The following is a 19649-nucleotide window of genomic DNA, read 5'->3' on the forward strand; positions in this document are numbered from 1 at the left end:
ACGAATCCCCGCTACTTGATCAGGTAGATCGTGGCGAAGAGGCCGATCCAGACCACATCGACGAAGTGCCAGTAGTAGGACACGACGATGGCGGCGGTCGCCTGCTCGTGAGTGAACCTCTTCGCCGCGTAGGTGCGGCCGAGGACCAGCAGGAAGGCGATGAGGCCGCCCGTCACGTGCAGGCCGTGGAAGCCGGTGGTCAGGTAGAACACGGAGCCGTATACGTCGGAGGACAGCGAGATGCCGTCCTTCTTCACCAGCTCCGTGTACTCGAAGATCTGTCCGCCGATGAAGATCGCACCCATGATGAAGGTGAGAATGAACCATCCGCGGAGCTTCTTCACGTCCCCGCGCTCGGCGGCGAACACGCCGAGCTGGCAGGTCAGGGAGGAGAGCACCAGGATCGTGGTGTTCGTCGCGGAGAAGGGCACGTTGAGCGCGTGCGCCATCTCCTTCCAGTGATCCAGTCCGGTCACCGATCGAGCGGTGAAGTACATCGCGAAGAGGGCCGCGAAGAACATCAGCTCGGAACTCAGCCAAATGATGGTTCCGACGCTGGTGAGGTTCGGCCGGTTGACCGAGGGGTGCGCGTGCCCGGTGTCTACTGTCGTTGCTGTCGCCACGACCGACATTATGTCGGTCGCTTATCTCGCCCTCACTCCGGGGGTGCCGTTCGGAGTGTCTTCGCCTGTCGTACCGGTGTTGACGTGCTGCCGGGGGGAGTAACATCCGGCCCGGAAAAGCCCGTCCGCAAGACGCCGACGTCTCGGAGGAAGCATGCAGCCGACCGCCACCGTGCTGGTGTACAGCGACGACTCCAACACCCGCGAACAGGTACGGCTCGCCGCCGGGCGCCGGCCGGCTCCGGACGTCCCGCTGGTGGAGTTCGTGGAGTGCGCCACGCCCGAGGCCGTGGTGCGCGAGGTGGACCGGGGCGGGATCGACGTCTGCGTGCTGGACGGCGAGGCGGTGCCCATGGGTGGCATGGGGGTGTGCCGCCAGCTGAAGGACGAAGTCTTCGACTGCCCGCCGGTGTTGCTGCTGATGGGCCGCCCCCAGGACGCCTGGCTGGCGACCTGGAGCCGGGCCGACGCGGCGGTGACGCTGCCGGTCGACCCGATGGAGTTCGCCGAGTCCCTCGCCGCCCTGCTGCGCCGCAAGCGCCTCCAGAGCGCCTAGAACGGCCCGCTGAGGGGGCGCGGGGCGCCCTCCGGCTCCCGCGCCCCGGAGCGTCATGCGGCGGCGGGGCGCAGGCGTACGGAGTCCCTGGGCGCCGTCCCGTTCTGGGCCACCCCGGCCAGGGCGCTGCCGGTGCCCCACTTCTTCCAGTCCAGGTTCCAGTCGCCGAAGCCGTTGCCGAAGTCCTCCATGGCGTGGCCGCCCGAGTTGACGACCTTGACGACGTCACCCGCGCGGACGTGGTCGAAGAACCACTCGGCGTTCCCGGTGCTCATGCCGGTGCAGCCGTGGCTGACGTTGGCGTAGCCCTGGGAGCCCACCGACCAGGGCGCGGCGTGCACGTACTCACCCGACCAGGTGACGCGGGTGGCGTAGTAGACCGGCAGGTCGTAGGAGTCTGAGCTGCCCTCGGCGATGCCGACGGTGGTACCGCGCATCCGTACGAAGTACTGCTTCTCCAGGACCACCTTGACGCCGTTGCGGGTCTCGAAGCCGGGCTTGCCGGTGGTGACCGGGATGGTATTGATCACTTGGCCGTTCTTGTAGAACGTGAGCTGGTGCGTGGCGGCGTCCGTGATGGCCTCGACCTTGTCCCCGATGGTGATCTTCAGGTCTTTGCTCTTGCCACCCCGGAGCCGGTCGGTGATCTTGATCCCGTCGAGGTTGCTGTGCACCTGGACGGTGGCGTGGGCGGGCCAGTACTCCTTGGGCCGGTAGTGGAGTTCCTTGTCACTGACCCAGTACCAGGCGCCCTGCACGGCCGGGACGGAGTCCACCCGCAGCCCGCTCTCCACCACGGCCCGCTGCGCCTTGTCCTTGACGGGCTGGTCGAGGTTGGCGACGACGGGCTGGCCGACGCCGTACTCCCCCGCCTCGGGCCCGAAGGTGACACCCAGGGTCTTCTTGCTCGCCGTCTTCGTGGTGTCGAAGTTGAGGACCTTGCGGCCGGGGGCGCCGTCGTCGTCCTCGGTGCTCACGCGGACCGTGTAATGGGCGTTGGCGGCCAGCGGGGAGGTGCTGTGCCAGCGTCCGCCGTCGGCGGCGAGTTCGCCCGCCACATAGCGCCCTGTGGAGTCCAGGGCGGTGACGTCGGTGATCCGGCCCTCGCCGCTCTTCAGCGTGACCTCGAGGGGCTTGTCCGGATCGGCCTGCTTCGCCTTGTCGGTGGGCGCGTTGAAGACGATCTGGTCCGCCGCGTCGTACGGCTCGGCCGACAGGGCGTCGCCGTCCGAGCCGCAGCCGGTGACGCCCGCGCCGAGGGCGGTCACCAGCAGGACGCAGCTGACGACAGTGCGGGTCCGCGCAGTGTGGTTCATATGATCACGTTATGAGATGAAGACTTCACTGGCTCGGCACGTAACCCGTATGAGGGACGGACACTGCGGCAAACGGAAGAGCCCGGACCCTCCTGATGGAGTGTCCGGGCTCCCGCCGCGTTCCGTGCTGTGTTACTGGGTGCGGTTCTCACCGCGGTAGTACTCGAACACCCAGCCGAAGAGGCCGATCACGATGAGGGGTGCCGAGAAGTACAGCAGCCACCAGCCGACCGCGATACCGAGGAAGGCCAGCGCACCGCCGACCGCCAGGGACAGCGGCTGCCAGCTGTGCGGGCTGAAGAAGCCCAGCTCGCCCGCGCCGTCCGCGACGTCGGCCTCCCGGTCGTCCTGTGCGCCCGCGTCGACCCGCCGGGCGGTGAAGCCCAGGTAGAAGCCGATCATGATGCACAGGCCGAAGGCCAGGAAGAGCGCCGTGGTGCCGGCCGGCTCCTTCGACCACACGCCGTACACGACGGCCATGATCAGGACGAAGGCGCTCAGCCAGATGAACATCCGACCCTGGATCTTCACTTGCCGGCCTCCTTGCTGCCCGCGGTGACGGCGCCGTGACCGGCGTGCTCAAGCTGCTCGAGCGCGGCGATCTCGGGGTGGTGCAGGTCGAACGCCGGGGATTCGCTGCGAATGCGCGGCAGGGTGAGGAAGTTGTGCCGCGGCGGCGGGCAGGACGTCGCCCACTCCAGCGAGCGGCCGTAGCCCCACGGGTCGTCCACCTCGACGGGCTTGCCGTACTTGGCGGTCTTCCACACGTTGTAGAGGAACGGCAGGATCGACAGGCCGAGCAGGAACGAGGCGATCGTCGACACCGTGTTCAGCGCGGTGAAGCCGTCGGCCGCCAGGTAGTCCGCGTACCGGCGCGGCATGCCCTCGGCGCCCAGCCAGTGCTGGACCAGGAAGGTGCCGTGGAAGCCGATGAACAGCGTCCAGAAGGTGATCTTGCCGAGCCGTTCGTCCAGCATCTTGCCGGTGAACTTGGGCCACCAGAAGTGGAAGCCCGCGAACATCGCGAAGACGACCGTGCCGAACACCACGTAGTGGAAGTGCGCCACCACGAAGTACGAGTCCGAGACGTGGAAGTCCATCGGCGGCGACGCCAGGATGACACCGGTCAGACCACCGAAGACGAAGGTGATCAGGAAGCCGGTCGTCCAGAGCATCGGTGTCTCGAAGGACAGTGAGCCCTTCCACATCGTGCCGATCCAGTTGAAGAACTTCACACCGGTCGGGACCGCGATGAGGAACGTCATGAAGGAGAAGAACGGCAGCAACACACCACCGGTGACGTACATGTGGTGCGCCCACACCGTCACCGAGAGACCGGCGATGGCGATCGTGGCTGCGATGAGACCCATGTAGCCGAACATCGGCTTGCGCGAGAACACCGGGATGATCTCGGAAATGATGCCGAAGAACGGTAGCGCGATGATGTACACCTCTGGATGGCCGAAGAACCAGAAGAGGTGTTGCCATAGCAGGGCCCCGCCATTGGCGGCGTCGAAGACATGGGCACCGAACTTGCGGTCCGCCTCCAGGGCGAACAGCGCGGCGGCCAGCACCGGGAAGGCCAGCAGGACCAGCACACCGGTCAGCAGCACGTTCCACACGAAGATCGGCATGCGGAACATCGTCATGCCGGGGGCGCGCATGCAGATGATCGTGGTGATGAAGTTGACCGAGCCGAGGATCGTGCCGAAGCCGGAGAAGGCCAGACCCATGATCCACATGTCGGCGCCGATGCCCGGCGAGCGGACCGCGTCCGACAGCGGGGAGTACGCGAACCAGCCGAAGTCGGCCGCGCCCTGCGGGGTGAGGAAGCCACCCACGGCGATGGTCGAGCCGAACAGGTAGAGCCAGTAGGCGAACATGTTCAGCCGCGGGAACGCCACGTCGGGCGCGCCGATCTGCAGCGGCATGATCCAGTTGGCGAAACCGGCGAACAGCGGCGTCGCGAACATCAGCAGCATCACGGTGCCGTGCATCGTGAACGCCTGGTTGAACTGCTCGTTGGAGATGATCTGCGTGCCCGGGCGCGCCAGCTCGGCACGCATGAGCAGCGCCATCACGCCACCGATGAGGAAGAACGCGAACGACGTCGCCAGGTACAGCGTGCCGATCGTCTTGTGGTCAGTGGTCGTCAGCCACTTGATCACGACGTTGCCGGGCTGCTTGCGCCGGATCAACAACTCGTTGTCGTTCGAGTCCTCGGTCGCGCCGGCACCCTGGGATTCATTGAGGATGCTCACAGGTTGTTCGTCTCCCGGTTCTTCTCGTGGCTCGTCTGCGCGATGCCGGCGGGAATGTAACCGGTCTGCCCCTTCTTGGCGAGGTCCTTGAGGTGCTGCTCGTACCGCTCGGGGGAGACGACCTTCACGTTGAACAGCATCCGGGAGTGGTCGACGCCGCAGAGCTCCGCGCACTTGCCCATGAAGGTGCCCTCCTTGTTGGGAGTCACCTGGAAGGCGTTGGTGTGGCCCGGAATGACGTCCTGCTTCATCAGGAAGGGCACGACCCAGAAGTCGTGGATGACGTCACGCGAGGTCAGCACGAAGCGGACCGTCTTGCCCTTGGGCAGCCACAGCGTCGGGCCGGGGTTGCCGGTCTGCGGGTTCCGCGTACCCGGCGTACCGACGTCGTAGACGCCACCGGCGTTGGCCGGGAACTGGTCCACGAACCGCGTGGGGATGGCCGCGAGGTTCGGGTCCTTCTTGGCGTCACCGGGGGAACCCGGCACGTTCTCGATGTAGTTGAAGCCCCAGCTCCACTGGAAGCCGACCACGTTGACCGTGACGTCCGGCTTCTTCTCCAGGCTGAGAAGCTTCGATTCGTCCCGCGCGGTGAAGTAGAAGAGCACCGAGACGATGATGATCGGAACCACCGTGTACAGCGCCTCGATGGGCATGTTGTACCGCGTCTGCGGCGGAACCTCGACCTTGGTGCGGCTGCGCCGGTGGAACATGGCGCTCCACAGGATCAGGCCCCACACCAGCACGCCGGTAACGAGCGCGGCGGCCCACGAGCCCTGCCACAGGGAGAGGATGCGGGGAGCCTCTTCCGTGGTCGGGGTGGGCATGCCAAGGCGAGGGAAGTCCTTGTATGTGCAACCGGTCGCGGTCGCAAGGACCAGGCCTGCGGTCAGTGCCTGGAGCAGCTTCCGCCGCGTCGCGCGCCGCGGCTTGGGGGTACCGCCCACGCCTTTCGGGCGAAGGGGGAGGTCGGAGCCGTTGGGACTCACGTAGCGCCTTCCCGAGAGTCTCGCCCGCGCGGTCGGCTGCGGCCTTCTCGCTGGTCGGTCGCCGCCCTGCGTCGGGCAGGGGTTTGGATGTTTATGCGGACCAAACCCTAGCCGACGGTCTCCGACGGTTCGCGGGGAGGGGGGCATACGCGTCGTCGGGTCGTTCTGAGGGGTGTTGGTGGGGGGCCAATCGCCGCTGTTGTATCGGTTTGGGGGTTTGTGCGGCGGCGTTGTGGCTTGTCGCGCAGTTCCCCGCGCCCCTGAGGTGGGGACACACATCCCTCGTTCTAACGTTGCCGTGTGGCTTACCTCGATGTTGCTTCCGGTGCTCCCCTTCATCCTGTCGCTCGTCAGGCGTTGTTGGCGTCCTTGGACGAGGGGTGGGCCGATCCCGGGCGGTTGTACCGGGAGGGGCGGCGGGCGCGGATGCTGCTGGACGCGGCGCGGGAGGCGGCGGCCGAGGCGGTGGGGTGCCGGGCGGACGAGGTGGTGTTCACGTCGTCCGGGACACGGGCCGTGCACGACGGCGTGGCGGGGGCGCTGGCCGGGCGGCGGCGCGTGGGACGTCACCTGATCGTGTCAGCGGTCGAACATTCCTCTGTCCTCCATTCGGCGGAGGCGTTCGAGGCCGGGGGCGGTTCTGTCACCCGAGTGGGCGTCAGCCGTCTTGGCGCGGTGGACCCCTCGGCGTACGCGGAGGCGCTGCGGGCGGACACCGCGCTGGCGTGTCTGCAGTCGGCCAACCACGAGGTGGGCACCGTGCAGCCGGTGGCCGAAGTGGCCGCGGCGTGCCGGGCGGCCGGGGTGCCGCTGCTGGTGGACGCGGCCCAGTCGCTGGCCTGGGGGCCGGTCCCGGAGGGCTGGTCGCTGCTGACCGCCAGCGCGCACAAGTGGGGCGGCCCCTCGGGGGTTGGTCTGCTGGTGGTGCGCAAGGGGGTCCGGTTCGCGGCCCAGGGGCCGGGCGAGGAGCGGGAGTCGGGGCGCGTCTCCGGCTTCGGCAACATCCCGGCGATCGTGGCGTCCGTGGCCGCGCTGCGGGCGGTACGGGCCGAGGCGGACGCGGAGGCGGTACGGCTGCGGGCGCTGACCGGGCAGATCCGGGCGCGGGTGCCGCGGCTGGTGGCGGACGTGGAGGTGGTGGGCGATCCGGAGCTGCGGCTGCCGGGCCTCGTCACCTTCTCCTGCCTCTACGTCGACGGCGAGGTGCTGCTGTCCGAGCTGGACCGGGCGGGCTTCTCCGTCTCCTCCGGCTCCTCCTGCACCAGCGGCACGCTGACACCGAGCCATGTGCTGAAGGCGATGGGGGTGCTGAGCGAGGGCAACGTCCGCGTGTCGCTGCCGCTGGGCGTGGCGGAGGAGGAGGTCGAGCGGTTCCTGGAGGTGCTGCCGGGTGTGGTGGCGGGGGTGCGGTCGCAGCTCGGGGCTCCGGAGCCGGAATTCGAGAAGCGGGCGGAGGAAGTGGTCGTCGACTCTCTCGGCAAGCGCTGCCCTGTCCCGGTGATCGAACTCGCGAAGGTCTTCGGCGAGGTCCCGGTGGGCGGCACGGTACGCGTCCTGTCCGACGACGAGGCGGCCCGCCTGGACATCCCGGCGTGGTGCGAGATGCGGGGCCAGGAGTACGTGGGCGAGGAGGAGGCGGAGCGGGGAGCGGCGTACATCGTCCGCCGGCTGAGCTGATCAGGGGGTCGAGCTGATCAGGGGCGCGGGGCTGTATTGGATTTGCGGCTCCGCCGCGTGGGCGCGACAAGCCACGACGGGCCCGCAGCGAACCACGGACCCGTCAAGGCAAAACTCAGCTCAGGTATTCACGAACCTCAGCGGCCGCATCATCCCCGTACGCCTTGGCGAACCGGTCCATGAAGTGCGCGCGACGGAGCCGGTACTCCTGCGTACCCACCGTCTCGATGACGAGCGTCGCCAGCATGCAGCCGACCTGCGCCGCGCGCTCCAGGGAGACGCCCCAGGCGAGCCCGGAGAGGAACCCGGCGCGGAAGGCGTCGCCGACACCCGTGGGGTCGGCCTTGCGCTCCTCGTCCGGGCAGCCGACCTCGATCGGGTCCTCGCCGACCCGCTCGATGCGCACACCGCGCGAGCCGAGCGTGGTCACCCGGTGCCCGACCTTCGCGAGGATCTGCTCGTCGCTCCAGCCGGTCTTGGACTCGATGAGGCCCTTCTCGTACTCGTTGGAGAACAGGTACGTGGCGCCGTCCAGCAGTATCCGGATCTCCTCGCCCTCCATGCGGGCGATCTGCTGGGAGAAGTCCGCGGCGAAGGGGATGGAACGGGAGCGGCACTCCTCGGTGTGGCGGAGCATGCCCTCCGGGTCGTCGGCGCCGATGAGGACCAGGTCCAGGCCGCCGACGCGGTCCGCGACCGTCTTCAGCTCGATCAGCCGGGCCTCGCTCATGGCGCCGGTGTAGAAGGAGCCGATCTGGTTGTGGTCGGAGTCCGTGGTGCACACGAAGCGGGCGGTGTGCAGGGTCTCGGAGATACGGACCGACTCGGTGTCCACGCCGTGGCGCTCCAGCCAGGCGCGGTACTCATCGAAGTCGAAGCCCGCGGCGCCGACGAGGATCGGGCCGGTGCCGAGCTGGCCCATGCCGAAGGCGATGTTGGCGCCCACGCCACCCCGGCGTACGTCGAGGTTGTCGACGAGGAAGGAGAGCGAGACCGTGTGCAGCTGGTCCGCGACGAACTGGTCGGCGAAGCGGCCGGGGAAGGTCATGAGGTGGTCGGTGGCGATGGAGCCGGTGACTGCGATGCGCACGGCAGGCGTTCTCCTGGCGGGAGGGGGAGCTGACAGTTCACGCTACCCGTAATCGGGCACCCGCTGAAGCGGGGAAAACTACCCGATAGTAGATCTTTCTTGACCGGCTCCACCGTGCCTACGGTGCGCTCATGACGAACCTCAGGGTCGACGACCTCGAAGTGGACCTCCCCTCGCTGCGCGGCGACTGCGCCCGCATGGCCCCGCACTGGGCTCCGCCCGAGCACGCGGGCACCCGCCCGGTGCCGCCCTCGCTGATCCACGGGGTACGGGTGCCGAGTCGCTCCGCTCGGCTGGTGGACGCGATGTCCGACTACGGCGACTGAGGCTGCCTCCGGCGGCCCGGCGGGCTCCCTCCACCGGTTCAGGGCGCACTGGTTGGAACCGCGCGCCCCCCTCGCACGTCCCATCGCCGTCCCCCGCGCGGGAGACGCGGGGCACGATCAGCGAGGAGCGATGCGGTGACCAAGGAGCGACCCGAGAACTCGGACCGGCCGGGGGCGAAGCCCGCGGCGGCCTCGGAAACCCAGGGGGACGTGGAGGCCCGGGGGGCTACGGAGACTCCGGACACCGGGGAGGCACCGGAGGTCACGGGGACGCCGGGGGCCGAGGAGCCCTCGGTGGCGGCGAAGGCCCCCGAGGCCGACGAGACTCCGAGCGCCGACGAGACCCCGGTAGCCGCAGACGCCCCGAAGGCTGCCCAGCCCTCGGCGCCCCGGAAAGACGTAGAGACCCCGGTAGCCGCCGAGGCGCCGGACGCCACGGCGGCCCCGGGTGCCGCAGGTGGGGGCACTCCCGTAGTCGAACCCGGTCAGGACACCCCCGAAGCCCCCGCCGGGCGGCCCCGTACCGCTGTGATCGTCGCCTCCGTAGCCGCCGCCGTGCTGCTGGTCGGAGGTGGGGGTGCCTGGCTGGCCGCCGGGGCCGGGGGGAAGCAGGCCGGGGCCGGGAGTACGGGCGCTCCCCCGCCGCTCGCGCTGGACGGTGGGCCGGGGGCCGGGGGTGCGGGGATCGCGGTCGGCGAGCCCGACCCGAATGGCGGCGTCCATTACGTCGTCGGGGGGGAGCTGCCGGACGGACCCCGTTCCGCGCCCGTCCAGGTGACGGAGGGCAAGGTCGGCAAGGACGCCGTGGCCCGGCTGGCCGAGGCGCTGGGGATCGACGGCGCGCCCGTGGCCGACGGTGACGGATGGCTGGTCGGAGAGCGTGAGGGCGGTCCGGCGCTGCGGGTGGTCGGGGCCGGGGGCGACTGGTCGTACAGCCGGTACGCGGCCGGGACCGACAACTGCCGCAAGATCACCGTCTGTTCGCAGGACCCGGTCGCCCCGGCGGACCAGCCGGTCGATGCCGCGGCGGCGGAGCGGGTGGCGCGTCCGGTGCTGAAGGCGCTCGGGCAGGACGACGCGAAGGTCGACGCGAGCCAGGTGATGGGCGGACGGCGGGTGGTGAACGCCGACCCGGTGGTGGGCGGCCTGCCCACCTACGGCTGGACGACCGGCCTGACCGTGGACGAGAAGGGCGACATCGTCGGCGGGCACGGGATGCTGGCGCGTACCGCGAAGGGCGACACGTACCCGGTGCTGAGCGCGGCCGACACGGTGAAGCTGATGAACAAGCGGCCCACCGAAGGGCACCGGATGGGCATCGGCGGATGTGGGAGCCCGGTGCCGCTGAAGGACCGTTTCGAGCAGCCGTGCGGTGCGTCCACCGGCTCCCCCGGCGCCCCGAAGGCGAACTCGGTGACGGTCGAGAAGGCGGTGTTCGGGCTGGCCGCGCAGTCGGTGGACGGCCGCCAGGCCCTGGTGCCGTCCTGGCTGTTCGAGGTGCGCGGCTCGGCGGCGCGCGGCGGCTTCACGGTGGCGCACCCGGCGGTCGATCCGAAGTACCTCGCCTCCCCCGCCACCGAGGCGCCGAAGGAGCGTGGGGTGACGGTCGCGGGTTACCGCGCCGAGGGCCGGAAGCTGACCGTGCGCTTCATGGGCGGGGTGTGCGCCGACTACGGCGCGTCGGCGCGGGAGAGCGCGGACCGGGTGACGGTCACGGTCACCTCGAAGTCCCGGCCGGGCAACTGCGTCGCCATGGGCAAGGAGTACGCCCGGACCGTCTCGCTGGACGCCCCCCTCGGGGACCGCGCGGTGGTCGGCACCGACGGTGACCGGGTGCCGAAGGCGGAGCAGAGCCTGCTCCCCCGCTGACACCTCCGCACACGACGACGGCGGCGGCCCCTCACCAGGAGGGGCCGCCGCCGTCGCGTCGCGGCTGTGGGGCCGGTGTTTAGCTGAAGGAGTCGCCGCAGGCGCAGGAGCCCGTCGCGTTCGGGTTGTCGATCGTGAAGCCCTGCTTCTCGATCGTGTCCACGAAGTCGATGGTGGCGCCGCCCAGGTACGGGGCGCTCATGCGGTCCGTGACGACCTTGACGCCGTCGAAGTCCTTCACGACGTCGCCGTCGAGCGAGCGCTCGTCGAAGAAGAGCTGGTAGCGCAGACCGGAGCAGCCGCCGGGCTGGACGGCGACGCGCAGGGCGAGGTCGTCCCGGCCCTCCTGGTCGAGCAGCGCCTTGACCTTGGACGCGGCGGCGTCGGTCACGATGATGCCGTCGGTGACGGTGCTGGTCTCGTCCGATACGGACATCTACATCTCTCCCAAGTTGTACGGAGACTGCTTTCCGACCAGTGCAACCGGCACGCCGACCGATTCATTCCGGGCCGGGCGGACCGTCTGGCCGCGTTTCGCTCTCTCTTCATGCTCGCACACGGGCGGGAGCGGGGGCAGCGGGCCGGTGCCCGAGAGGCCGGGATTCACGTCACATGGACGCAATCGCCATCGTCAAAGTGACATGAAGCGGCTATGATAGATAGCGTCAGTTAGACGAAAAGTAGAAAGGGTAGGTGCCGTGACCACCGCCCAGACCCCGCAGCTCGACGTACAGCCGTCTCCGCTCGCCCTGCTGCTGCTCGGCCGCGGGGCCGACCCGAGGAGCGAGCGGGGCGTCGAATGCCCCGGCGATCTGCCCTCGCCCTCCGACCCGGACCTGGTGGCGCGTGCCCGCGCGGCCAAGGAGAAACTCGGGAACAAGGTCTTCGTCCTCGGCCACCACTATCAGCGGGACGAGGTCATCCAGTTCGCGGACGTCACGGGCGACTCGTTCAAGCTGGCCCGTGACGCGGCCGCGCGCCCGGAGGCCGAGTACATCGTGTTCTGCGGTGTGCACTTCATGGCCGAGTCGGCCGACATCCTCACCACCGACGACCAGAAGGTCGTGCTGCCGGACCTCGCGGCGGGCTGCTCGATGGCCGACATGGCCACGGCCGAGCAGGTCGCGGAGTGCTGGGACGTGCTGACCGAGGCGGGCGTCGCCGAGCAGGTCGTGCCGGTGTCGTACATGAACTCCTCCGCCGACATCAAGGCGTTCACCGGCAAGCACGGCGGCACCATCTGCACCTCCTCCAACGCCGAGCGGGCCCTCGAGTGGGCCTTCCAGCAGGGCGAGAAGGTGCTGTTCCTGCCCGACCAGCACCTCGGCCGCAACACCGCCGTCCGCGACATGGGCATGTCCCTGGAGGACTGCGTCCTGTACAACCCGCACAAGCCGAACGGCGGACTCACCGCCGAGCAGCTGCGGGACGCGAAGATGATCCTGTGGCGCGGGCACTGCTCGGTGCACGGGCGCTTCAGCCTGGAGTCGGTCGAGGACGTGCGCGAGCGGGTCCCCGGCGTCAACGTCCTGGTGCACCCCGAGTGCCGCCACGAGGTCGTGGCCGCGGCGGACTACGTCGGCTCGACGGAGTACATCATCAAGACGCTGGAGTCGGCCCCGGCGGGCTCCAAGTGGGCCATCGGCACCGAGCTGAACCTCGTTCGGCGGCTGGCGAACCGGTTCGCCCCCGAGGGCAAGGAGATCGTCTTCCTCGACAAGACGGTCTGCTTCTGCTCCACCATGAACCGTATCGACCTCCCCCACCTGGTCTGGGCCCTGGAGTCCCTGGCCGAGGGCACCCTCGTCAACCGCATCGAGGTGGACCGCGAGACGGAGGCATTCGCCAAGCTGGCCCTGGAGCGGATGCTCGCACTGCCGTAGCGGGACCCATGGACGGCGGAGGCCCGTCGAACACCTTCGCGGTGTTCGACGGGCCTCCGCCTATGTGGTGCGGATCAGACTCCGGCCGTCTCCGGCTCGTCCGAGTTGCTCGGCTCCGGCTCCGGGGCCCGCTTCGCCGCCTTCTTCGCCGCTCGGCGTTCCTTGCGGAGTTCCACCATCGCGTAGAGCGTGGGGACCAGGAGGAGGGTGAGGAGGGTGGAGGTGATCAGGCCGCCGATCACCACGACCGCCAGGGGCTGGGCGATGAAGCCGCCCTCGCCGGTGACGCCGAGGGCCATCGGGAGGAGGGCGAAGATCGTCGCGAGGGCGGTCATGAGGATCGGGCGGAGCCGGTGGCGGCCGCCTTCCACCACGGCCTCGACGACCCCGTACCCCTGGGAGCGGTACTGGTTGACCAGGTCGATCAGCACGATCGCGTTGGTCACCACGATGCCGATGAGCATCAGCATGCCGATCATCGCCGGGACGCCCATCGGGGTGCCGGTGAGGATGAGCAGGCCGATCGCGCCGGTCGCGGCGAACGGGATGGAGACCAGCAGGATCAGCGGCTGGACCAGCGAGCGGAACGTCGCCACCAGCAGCATGAACACGATGGCGATGGCCGCCAGCATGGCCAGACCCAGGTTCTTGAAGGCGTCGTCCTGGTCGGAGGAGACTCCGCCGATCTCGGCCGTGGCGCCCGCCGGGAGCTTCAGGGCCTTGATCTTCGTCTGGAGCTGGGCGCTGACCGCGCCGGTGTTGTCACCGGTCGGCTTGGCGGTGACGGTGGCGGCGCGCCGCCCGTCGATCCGGGTCATCGACACCGGCCCGTCGACCAGCTTCACGGTGGCGATGTCACCGAGCTTCACCGCGCCGAGCCGCAGGTCCCTCAGCTGGGCCAGGGTGGCGGCCGGGTGGGCGGAGCGTACGACGACGTCGCGCTCGGTGTCGTCGAGGACGGCCTTGCCCGCCGGGACACCGCGCACGGCCTGCGCGACCGCCGCGCCGAGCTTCTGGTCGTCGAACCCGGCCGCGGCCGCCTTGTCGTTCGCCCGCACCGAGATGCGCGGCACGCTCTGCGCGAGGTCGCTGGTGACGTCGGTGACGTCGTCGAGCCCGGCCACGGTGGAGCGGACCTTGTCGGCCGCCGTGCGCAGGGTCGCGGGGTCGGCGGCCTTGACCACGACGCTGAGGTCCTGGTTGCCGAAGGCCGCGCCCGCCGAGACGGTGGTCGTCCCCGCGCCGTCCAGCTTCTTCAGCCCGTCCTCCAGCTTCCGCTGCACGTCGGCGGCGGAGCCGGAGTCCTTCAGCATGATCTGGTACGACGCCTGGTTGGTGTCGGTGCCGCCGCCGAAGGCGGCCATGAAACCGGAGGAGCCGACGGTGACCTGGTAGTCCTTGATGCCGTCGATCCCGCCGAGCAGCGTCTCCACCCGCTTGGCCTGCGCGTCGGTCGCGGCGAGGCTGGTGCCGGGCTTGAGCTTCTGCTTGACGGTGAGGACCTGCTGCTCGCCCTGGTCGAAGAAGTTGGTCTTCAGCAGCCCGGCCATGCCGAAGGTGCCGAACAGCACGACGACCGCGATCAGCAGGCTGACCACCCGGCGCCGGGTGGCGAACCGCAGTACGGGCACGTAGAGGCGCTGGAGCCGGCTGTTCGCCTCCTTCTCCTCCGCCCGGCGGCGGGCCTCCTCGGCGTCCTCGGGGGTGCCCTTGGGGGCGCGCAGGAACCAGTACGACAGCACCGGCACCACGGTCAGCGACACCAGCAGCGAGGCCAGCAGGGCGGCCGTCACGGTGATGCTGAACGAGCCGAACAGGGCGCCCACCATGCCGCCGACCAGGCCGATCGGCAGGAAGACGGCGACCGTGGTGAGGGTGGAGGAGGTGACCGCTCCGGCGACCTCGCGGACGGCGCCGAGGATGGCCTCCTTGCGCTCCTCGCCGTAGCCGAGGTGCCGCTTGATGTTCTCCAGCACCACGATCGAGTCGTCCACGACCCGGCCGATGGCGATGGTCAGCGCGCCCAGCGTGAGCATGTTCAGCGAAAGACCGCGGGTCCACAGCACCAGCAGCGCCAGCACCACGGAGAGCGGGATGGAGACCGCGGTGACCAGCGTGGAGCGGATGGAGGCCAGGAAGACCAGGATGATCAGCACGGCGAAGAGCAGGCCGAGCGCGCCCTCGGTGGTCAGGCCGTCGATGGCCTTGGACACCTCGGGACCCTGGTCGCTGACGACCGTGAGCTTGGCGTCCTTGCCGAGGTCGGCCCGGAGCTTCGGGAGCTGGTCCTTGACCGCGTCGGAGATGGCGACGGCGCTGCCGTCGTGGTCCATGGTGACGTTGACGGCGAGGCTGGGCTTGCCGTCGGTGCGGGTCAGCGAGTCGGCCGGGGCGGGCCGCTCGGCGACGGTGGCCACGTCACCGAGGCGTACGGGCTTGCCCCCGCCCTGGCCCGCGACGCGCAGGTCCTTGATCTGGTCCAGCGAGGTGAAGCCGCCGCCGACCTGCACGGTGCGGTTGGCGCCGTTCTCGTCGAAGGAGCCCGCCGGGACGGACGCGCCGCCCGCCTGCAGCGCCGGGATGAGCGCGGCCGGGCTGAGACCCGCCTTGGCGAGCTTGGCGTCGTCGGGGGTGACGGCGACCTGGAGGTCGCGTACGCCGGTGACCTGGACCCGGCCGACGCCGTCGATGTTCTTCAGCGCGGGGACGACCGAGCGGTCCAGCTTGTCGGCCAGCGCCTGCTGGTCGGTGCCGGAGGACGCGGCGAGCACCACGGTCGGCATGTCGTCGGTGGAGCCGGAGACGACCTGGGGGTCGACGGTGTCGGGGAGCTGGGCGCGGGCCCGGTTGACGGCCTGCTGGACGTCGGTGACGAGCCGCTTGGTGTCGTTGCCGTAGTCGAAGGACGCCATGATCACGGCGTTGCCCTCGCTGGCGGTGGAGGTGACACCGGTGACGCCGTCCACGCCCTGGAGGCTGTCCTCGATGGGCTCGACGACCTGCTTCTCCACCACGTCGGGCGAGGCGCCCTGGTAGGGGGCGATCACCGAGACCATGGGCAGGTCGATGGTGGGCAGGAGTTGCTGCTTGATCTGGGGTATCGCGATCAGGCCGAAGACCAGCGCGATGAGCGACATCAGGCCGATCAGGGCCCGTTGCGCGAGGCTGAACCGGGACAGCCAGGACATGGGACAGGGTCTCTCTTCTGTGAGCGGCAGAAGCTGCGGCGGGACGCGTCTGTGCGCCCACCCCACACCCTGGTCCATCGCCGGGGCCCGACCCGTAGGCCCCAGGTCCATTTCCGGGGCGGGCCGGTACTCCCCGCGCAGTAGAGCGGCCGGGGGTCAGTCCGACCTCGGGCGGACCAGCCCGGACTCGTAGGCGATGACGACGAGCTGGGCCCGGTCGCGGGCGCCCAGCTTGGCCATGGCCCGGTTGACGTGGGTCTTCACGGTGAGCGGGCTGACCTCCAGCCGCTCGGCGATCTCGTCGTTGGAGTGGCCGCCAGCCACCAGTACCAGCACCTCGCGCTCCCGGACGGTGAGCGCGTCGAGCCTGGCCAGGCGGGCCGGGTCGGGGGCGGGGGCGTCGGCCTGGGCGAGGAAGCGGGCGATCAGGCCCTTGGTCGCGGTCGGGGAGAGCAGCGCCTCGCCGCTCGCGGCCAGCCGGATGGCGGTCAGCAGTTCCTCGGGCTCGCTGCCCTTGCCGAGGAAGCCGGAGGCGCCCGCGCGCAGGGCCCGCACCACGTAGTCGTCGACCTCGAAGGTGGTCAGGATGACCACACGGACGTGGGCCAGTCCCGGATCGGCGCTGATCATGCGGGTGGCGGCGAGGCCGTCGGTGCCGGGCATCCTGATGTCCATGAGGACGACCTCGGCGGCGCACTCCTTGGCCAGCCGGACCGCCTCGGCCCCGTCGGACGCCTCCCCCACCACGGACATGCCGGGCTCGGAGTCGACCAGCACCCGGAACGCGCTGCGCAGCAGGGCCTGGTCGTCGGCGAGCAGGACGCGGATCGTCATTCGGGTTTCCTCTCGGCCCCGGCACGGGTCTGGACGGGCAGGATGGCATGGACGCGGAAGCCGCCGCCGTACCGGGGGCCGGTGGTGAGGGTGCCGCCGAGCGCGGTGACCCGCTCGCGCATGCCGAGCAGCCCGTGCCCGCCGCCGGTGCCGGTGGTGCCCGTGGCGCCGGCGCCGTCGTCGAGCACGCTGACCTCGATGTTCGGGCCTACCCGGACGACGCTGACCTCGGCCTTGGCGCCGGTTCCGGCGTGCTTCTGGGCGTTGGTGAGGGCTTCCTGCACGATCCGGTAGGCGGCCAGGTCGACGGCGGCCGGGAGTTCGGTGTCCTTCTCGGCGCGGGCGACCTGGACGGGCAGCCCGGCGTTGCGGAAGGTCCCGGCGAGTTCGTCGAGGCGGCCGAGGCCGGAGGCGGGTTCGGTGGGCGCGGCCGGGTCGTCGGACTGGCGGAGCAGGCCGACCGTGGCGCGCAGTTCGTCCAGCGCGGAGCGGCTGGCCTCGCGGACGTGCGCGAGCGCCTCCTTGGCCTGGTCGGGGCGCCGGTCCATGACATGGGCGACGACTCCGGCCTGCACGTTGACCAGGGCGATGTGGTGGGCGACCACGTCGTGCAGTTCGCGGGCGATGCGCAGCCGTTCCTCGGCGACCCGGCGCCGGGCCTCCTCCTCGCGGGTGCGTTCGGCGCGTTCGGCGCGCTCCCGGATGGCCTGGACGTAGGCGCGGTGGCTGCGGACCGCGTCGCCCGCGGTGGCGCCGATGCCGGTCCAGGCGACCAGGGCGATGTTCTCCTGCGCGTACCAGGGCAGGGGTCCGGCGAGCATGGCGGCGGCCGTCAGCACGGTCATGGCGAGCAGTCCGACCCGCCAGGTGGTGGCGCGGTCGGTGGTGGAGGCGACGGTGTACAGGGCGATGACGGTGGTCATCGCCACCGGTGCGCGGGGGTCGCCGGTGACGCACTCGACCAGGGCGAGGGTCCCGGTGAACGCCAGTACGGCGAGCGCCGAGCGGCGGCGCAGCACGAGCGCGGCGGCGGCGAGGACCATCAGCAGCAGGCTCAGCGTGTTGGGCGGCCGGGCGCCCCAGTCCACGCCGTGGTCGCCGTCCGGTGCGGCGAAGGCGCTGCTGATCATGCACAGCAGCACGGCCGCCGCGATGACCGCGTCGAGTGTGAGGGGGTGCGCCCTGAACTGGTACCGGGCGCGTCGCAGAGTGCTCACCCGTGAACAGTACGGGGCGCCGGGAAGGTGCGGGTGCGCGATGGGTCGCCAGGTGTCGGGTGGTGTTCGCCGGGGATACCGGTGGTGGACGTCCGCCGTTGGCCGGGGCGGCCGAGCCTCAGGGCGCCGGATGTGTCCCGCTCGTCGAAAGGCAGTGACCCGTGCGCCCTCTCCCTTCCCGTCTCCTCCCCTCCGCCACCGCCGTGGCCCTGCTGGCGGTGCTCGGCCCGGCCGGCACGGTGCACGCGGCGTCCACCGGGACCCCGACGATCAAGCTGTCGGCGGCCTACCTGTCCGGCGCGGTCGGTGCGACCGGCGACCCGGTGGTCACGGTGACCGTCGCGCAGAGCGGGGCGGACGCCTCGGGGCTGACGGTGACGGCGTCGAAGAGCACCCGGAGCACGGTGGCGGGCACCGGGGACGTCAAGGTCACCGGCACCGGAGGCAGCCGTACGGTCGCGGTGTCCGCCCGTGCCCAGGGGTACGCCGACCTCACGCTGAAGGTGACCGGCGCCGACGGCAAGTCGGCCACCACGACCCTGCACTACGCGGCCTCCCCCGCCGTCCAGCGCTCGGCCGACGCCCGCTATCTCACCGGAGCCTCGGACGCCTCCGCCGCCGTGGACGCCGGGAGCGGCTATGTCCTGGTGGCCAACGACGAGGACAACACCCTGCGCCTGTACGACGGTTCGGCCTCGGGGGCACCGGTGAAGAGCTGGAACCTGTCCTCCGCGCTGGGCGCGTCCAAGGAGGTCGACATCGAGGGCGCGGCCCGCGTCGGGAACACCGTGTACTGGACCGGCTCGCTCGGCAACAACAAGGACGGCGAGTACAAGGCGGACCGCAACACGGTGTTCACCACCACGCTCTCCGGCTCCGGCGCCGCGACCTCGGTGGCCTTCGGCAGCGCCGGGCACAGGCTGCGGGACGACCTGGTGGCCTGGGACAAGGCCAACGGCGACCGGTACGGCTTCGCGGCCGCCACCGCCGACGGGCAGACCCCGAAGCAGGTGGACGGCTTCAACGTGGAGGGCCTGGAGTTCGCCCCCGGCTCCACCACCACGGCCTACGTCGGCTTCCGCGCCCCGCTGGTGCCGCCGAGCAACGGCGGCAAGGCGCTGATCGTGCCGGTGACCAACATCGACCAGGTGGTCCGCGGCACCAAGGCCACCTTCGGCACCCCGGTCGAGCTGGACCTCGGCGGTCTCTCGGTGCGTGATCTGCGCCGGAACGACAAGGGGCAGTACCTGATCCTGGCCGGGTCCTGGGCGGCCGAGGACAACAGCGCGCCGTACGCCCTGTACCGCTGGGACGGAGTGGCCGGGCACCAGCCGGTGAAGGCGCTGGACCTGCCCACGGCGGACGCGGGCGGCTGGGAGTCCGTGGTGTCGGTGCCCGACCTGGACGTGTCCGGCGGCCGGGTCCAGCTGATCACCGACGACGGCAGCGCCGACCTCTACGGCGACGGCACCGAGGCGAAGGACCTCTCCCACCCGGAGTGGCAGAAGTCCCGCTCCACCTTCTTCGGCCTGAGCTGATCAGCCGGGGATCAGCCCGTCGTCGCTGAGCATCTCCCGGACCTCCGCCACGGTGGCGTCCGGGGCGGGCAGGATCAGCTCGGAGGGCTCCAGGGAGTCGTCCGGGAGCGGGGTGCCCAGCTTCCGGACGGCTTCCAGCAGCGCGTGCAGGGTGCGCCGGAAGCCCTCCTCGTCACCGCCCTCGACCTCGGCGAGCAGCTCGTCGTCCAGCTTGTTCAGCTCAGGGAAGCGGGAGTCGTCCAGCCTCACCTGGCCCTCACCCATGATCCGTACGATCATGTC

17 protein-coding genes are annotated in these 19649 nt (G+C 70.4%); 6 read left to right on the forward strand and 11 right to left on the reverse strand.

Going from position 1 to position 19649, the window contains the following annotated elements:
- Positions 1-11 precede the first annotated feature (11 nt).
- On the reverse strand, positions 12-632 hold the full coding sequence (locus ACIPPM_RS08925; RefSeq protein ID WP_401444865.1) for a heme-copper oxidase subunit III: 621 nt from the start codon (positions 630-632) through the stop codon (positions 12-14).
- A 145-nt stretch (positions 633-777) separates the two neighbouring features.
- Between ACIPPM_RS08925 and ACIPPM_RS08930 the strand changes: the two genes are divergently transcribed.
- Positions 778-1179, forward strand: a complete 402-nt coding sequence (locus ACIPPM_RS08930; RefSeq protein WP_393597043.1) for a hypothetical protein — start codon at positions 778-780, stop codon at positions 1177-1179.
- Positions 1180-1232: 53 nt separating this feature from the next.
- Here ACIPPM_RS08930 and ACIPPM_RS08935 read toward each other — a convergent pair whose 3' ends face one another.
- From ACIPPM_RS08935 to coxB, 4 genes are all read right to left on the reverse strand, one after another.
- Positions 1233-2495: an Ig-like domain-containing protein gene (locus ACIPPM_RS08935; RefSeq protein ID WP_401444867.1), complete on the reverse strand. Its 1263-nt coding sequence runs from the start codon at positions 2493-2495 to the stop codon at positions 1233-1235.
- A gap of 132 nt (positions 2496-2627) precedes the next feature.
- Positions 2628-3026 (reverse strand): cytochrome c oxidase subunit 4, encoded by a 399-nt coding sequence (locus ACIPPM_RS08940; RefSeq protein ID WP_388992575.1) that lies wholly within the window; start codon positions 3024-3026, stop codon positions 2628-2630.
- On the reverse strand, positions 3023-4756 hold the full coding sequence (gene ctaD, locus ACIPPM_RS08945; RefSeq protein ID WP_401444869.1) for a cytochrome c oxidase subunit I: 1734 nt from the start codon (positions 4754-4756) through the stop codon (positions 3023-3025). The genes ACIPPM_RS08940 and ctaD overlap by 4 nt, the downstream gene beginning before the upstream one ends.
- Positions 4753-5745 (reverse strand): cytochrome c oxidase subunit II, encoded by a 993-nt coding sequence (coxB, locus tag ACIPPM_RS08950; RefSeq protein ID WP_401444871.1) that lies wholly within the window; start codon positions 5743-5745, stop codon positions 4753-4755. The genes ctaD and coxB overlap by 4 nt, the downstream gene beginning before the upstream one ends.
- Positions 5746-6045: 300 nt before the next feature.
- Between coxB and ACIPPM_RS08955 the strand changes: the two genes are divergently transcribed.
- Positions 6046-7422, forward strand: coding sequence for a cysteine desulfurase/sulfurtransferase TusA family protein (locus ACIPPM_RS08955; RefSeq protein WP_401444873.1), 1377 nt, complete (start codon positions 6046-6048; stop codon positions 7420-7422).
- Positions 7423-7537: 115 nt separating this feature from the next.
- On the opposite strand, the gene ACIPPM_RS08960 is transcribed toward ACIPPM_RS08955, so the two are convergent.
- Positions 7538-8512 (reverse strand): carbohydrate kinase family protein, encoded by a 975-nt coding sequence (locus ACIPPM_RS08960; RefSeq protein ID WP_401444875.1) that lies wholly within the window; start codon positions 8510-8512, stop codon positions 7538-7540.
- A gap of 131 nt (positions 8513-8643) precedes the next feature.
- Here ACIPPM_RS08960 and ACIPPM_RS08965 point away from each other — a divergent pair, with 131 nt between their 5' ends.
- Positions 8644-8838 carry a hypothetical protein gene (locus ACIPPM_RS08965; RefSeq protein WP_401444878.1) on the forward strand — a complete coding sequence of 65 codons (195 nt, stop codon included), beginning with the start codon at positions 8644-8646 and terminating at the stop codon, positions 8836-8838.
- A gap of 135 nt (positions 8839-8973) precedes the next feature.
- Positions 8974-10707, forward strand: coding sequence for a hypothetical protein (locus ACIPPM_RS08970; protein WP_401444882.1), 1734 nt, complete (start codon positions 8974-8976; stop codon positions 10705-10707).
- Positions 10708-10786: 79 nt separating this feature from the next.
- Here ACIPPM_RS08970 and erpA read toward each other — a convergent pair whose 3' ends face one another.
- Positions 10787-11143 (reverse strand): iron-sulfur cluster insertion protein ErpA, encoded by a 357-nt coding sequence (gene erpA / locus ACIPPM_RS08975; RefSeq protein ID WP_031179888.1) that lies wholly within the window; start codon positions 11141-11143, stop codon positions 10787-10789.
- Between the two features lie 262 nt (positions 11144-11405).
- On the opposite strand from erpA, the gene nadA reads away from it, so the two are divergent.
- Positions 11406-12590 (forward strand): quinolinate synthase NadA, encoded by a 1185-nt coding sequence (nadA, locus tag ACIPPM_RS08980; RefSeq protein WP_401444885.1) that lies wholly within the window; start codon positions 11406-11408, stop codon positions 12588-12590.
- A 74-nt stretch (positions 12591-12664) separates the two neighbouring features.
- Here nadA and ACIPPM_RS08985 read toward each other — a convergent pair whose 3' ends face one another.
- The 3 genes from ACIPPM_RS08985 to ACIPPM_RS08995 all read right to left on the reverse strand — a co-directional run bounded on the left by ACIPPM_RS08985 (position 12665) and on the right by ACIPPM_RS08995 (position 17829).
- Positions 12665-15778, reverse strand: coding sequence for an efflux RND transporter permease subunit (locus ACIPPM_RS08985; protein ID WP_401444888.1), 3114 nt, complete (start codon positions 15776-15778; stop codon positions 12665-12667).
- Between the two features lie 156 nt (positions 15779-15934).
- Entirely contained in the window at positions 15935-16612 is a 678-nt protein-coding gene (locus tag ACIPPM_RS08990; protein WP_401444891.1) for a response regulator, read from the reverse strand.
- Positions 16609-17829: a sensor histidine kinase gene (locus tag ACIPPM_RS08995; protein WP_401444893.1), complete on the reverse strand. Its 1221-nt coding sequence runs from the start codon at positions 17827-17829 to the stop codon at positions 16609-16611. The genes ACIPPM_RS08990 and ACIPPM_RS08995 overlap by 4 nt, the downstream gene beginning before the upstream one ends.
- A 161-nt stretch (positions 17830-17990) precedes the next feature.
- Between ACIPPM_RS08995 and ACIPPM_RS09000 the strand changes: the two genes are divergently transcribed.
- Complete coding sequence (locus ACIPPM_RS09000; RefSeq protein ID WP_401444895.1) at positions 17991-19367, forward strand: DUF3616 domain-containing protein; 1377 nt, start codon at positions 17991-17993, stop codon at positions 19365-19367.
- On the opposite strand, the gene ACIPPM_RS09005 is transcribed toward ACIPPM_RS09000, so the two are convergent.
- Entirely contained in the window at positions 19368-19646 is a 279-nt protein-coding gene (locus ACIPPM_RS09005) for a hypothetical protein (protein ID WP_086695040.1), read from the reverse strand.
- Positions 19647-19649 lie beyond the last annotated feature (3 nt).

It is taken from the genome of Streptomyces sp. NPDC090119, assembly GCF_044747085.1.
GTDB lineage: Bacteria > Actinomycetota > Actinomycetes > Streptomycetales > Streptomycetaceae > Streptomyces.

Coding starts and splice junctions, on each gene's coding strand:
- ACIPPM_RS09005 (WP_086695040.1), bottom strand. CDS start 19,646: ATGATCGTACGGATCATGGGTGAGGGCCAGGTGAGGCTGGACGACTCC.
- ACIPPM_RS08990 (WP_401444891.1), bottom strand. CDS start 16,612: ATGACGATCCGCGTCCTGCTCGCCGACGACCAGGCCCTGCTGCGCAGC.
- ACIPPM_RS08965 (WP_401444878.1), top strand. CDS start 8,644: ATGACGAACCTCAGGGTCGACGACCTCGAAGTGGACCTCCCCTCGCTG.
- erpA (WP_031179888.1), bottom strand. CDS start 11,143: ATGTCCGTATCGGACGAGACCAGCACCGTCACCGACGGCATCATCGTG.
- ACIPPM_RS08985 (WP_401444888.1), bottom strand. CDS start 15,778: ATGTCCTGGCTGTCCCGGTTCAGCCTCGCGCAACGGGCCCTGATCGGC.
- ACIPPM_RS08930 (WP_393597043.1), top strand. CDS start 778: ATGCAGCCGACCGCCACCGTGCTGGTGTACAGCGACGACTCCAACACC.
- ACIPPM_RS08925 (WP_401444865.1), bottom strand. CDS start 632: ATGTCGGTCGTGGCGACAGCAACGACAGTAGACACCGGGCACGCGCAC.
- ACIPPM_RS08935 (WP_401444867.1), bottom strand. CDS start 2,495: ATGAACCACACTGCGCGGACCCGCACTGTCGTCAGCTGCGTCCTGCTG.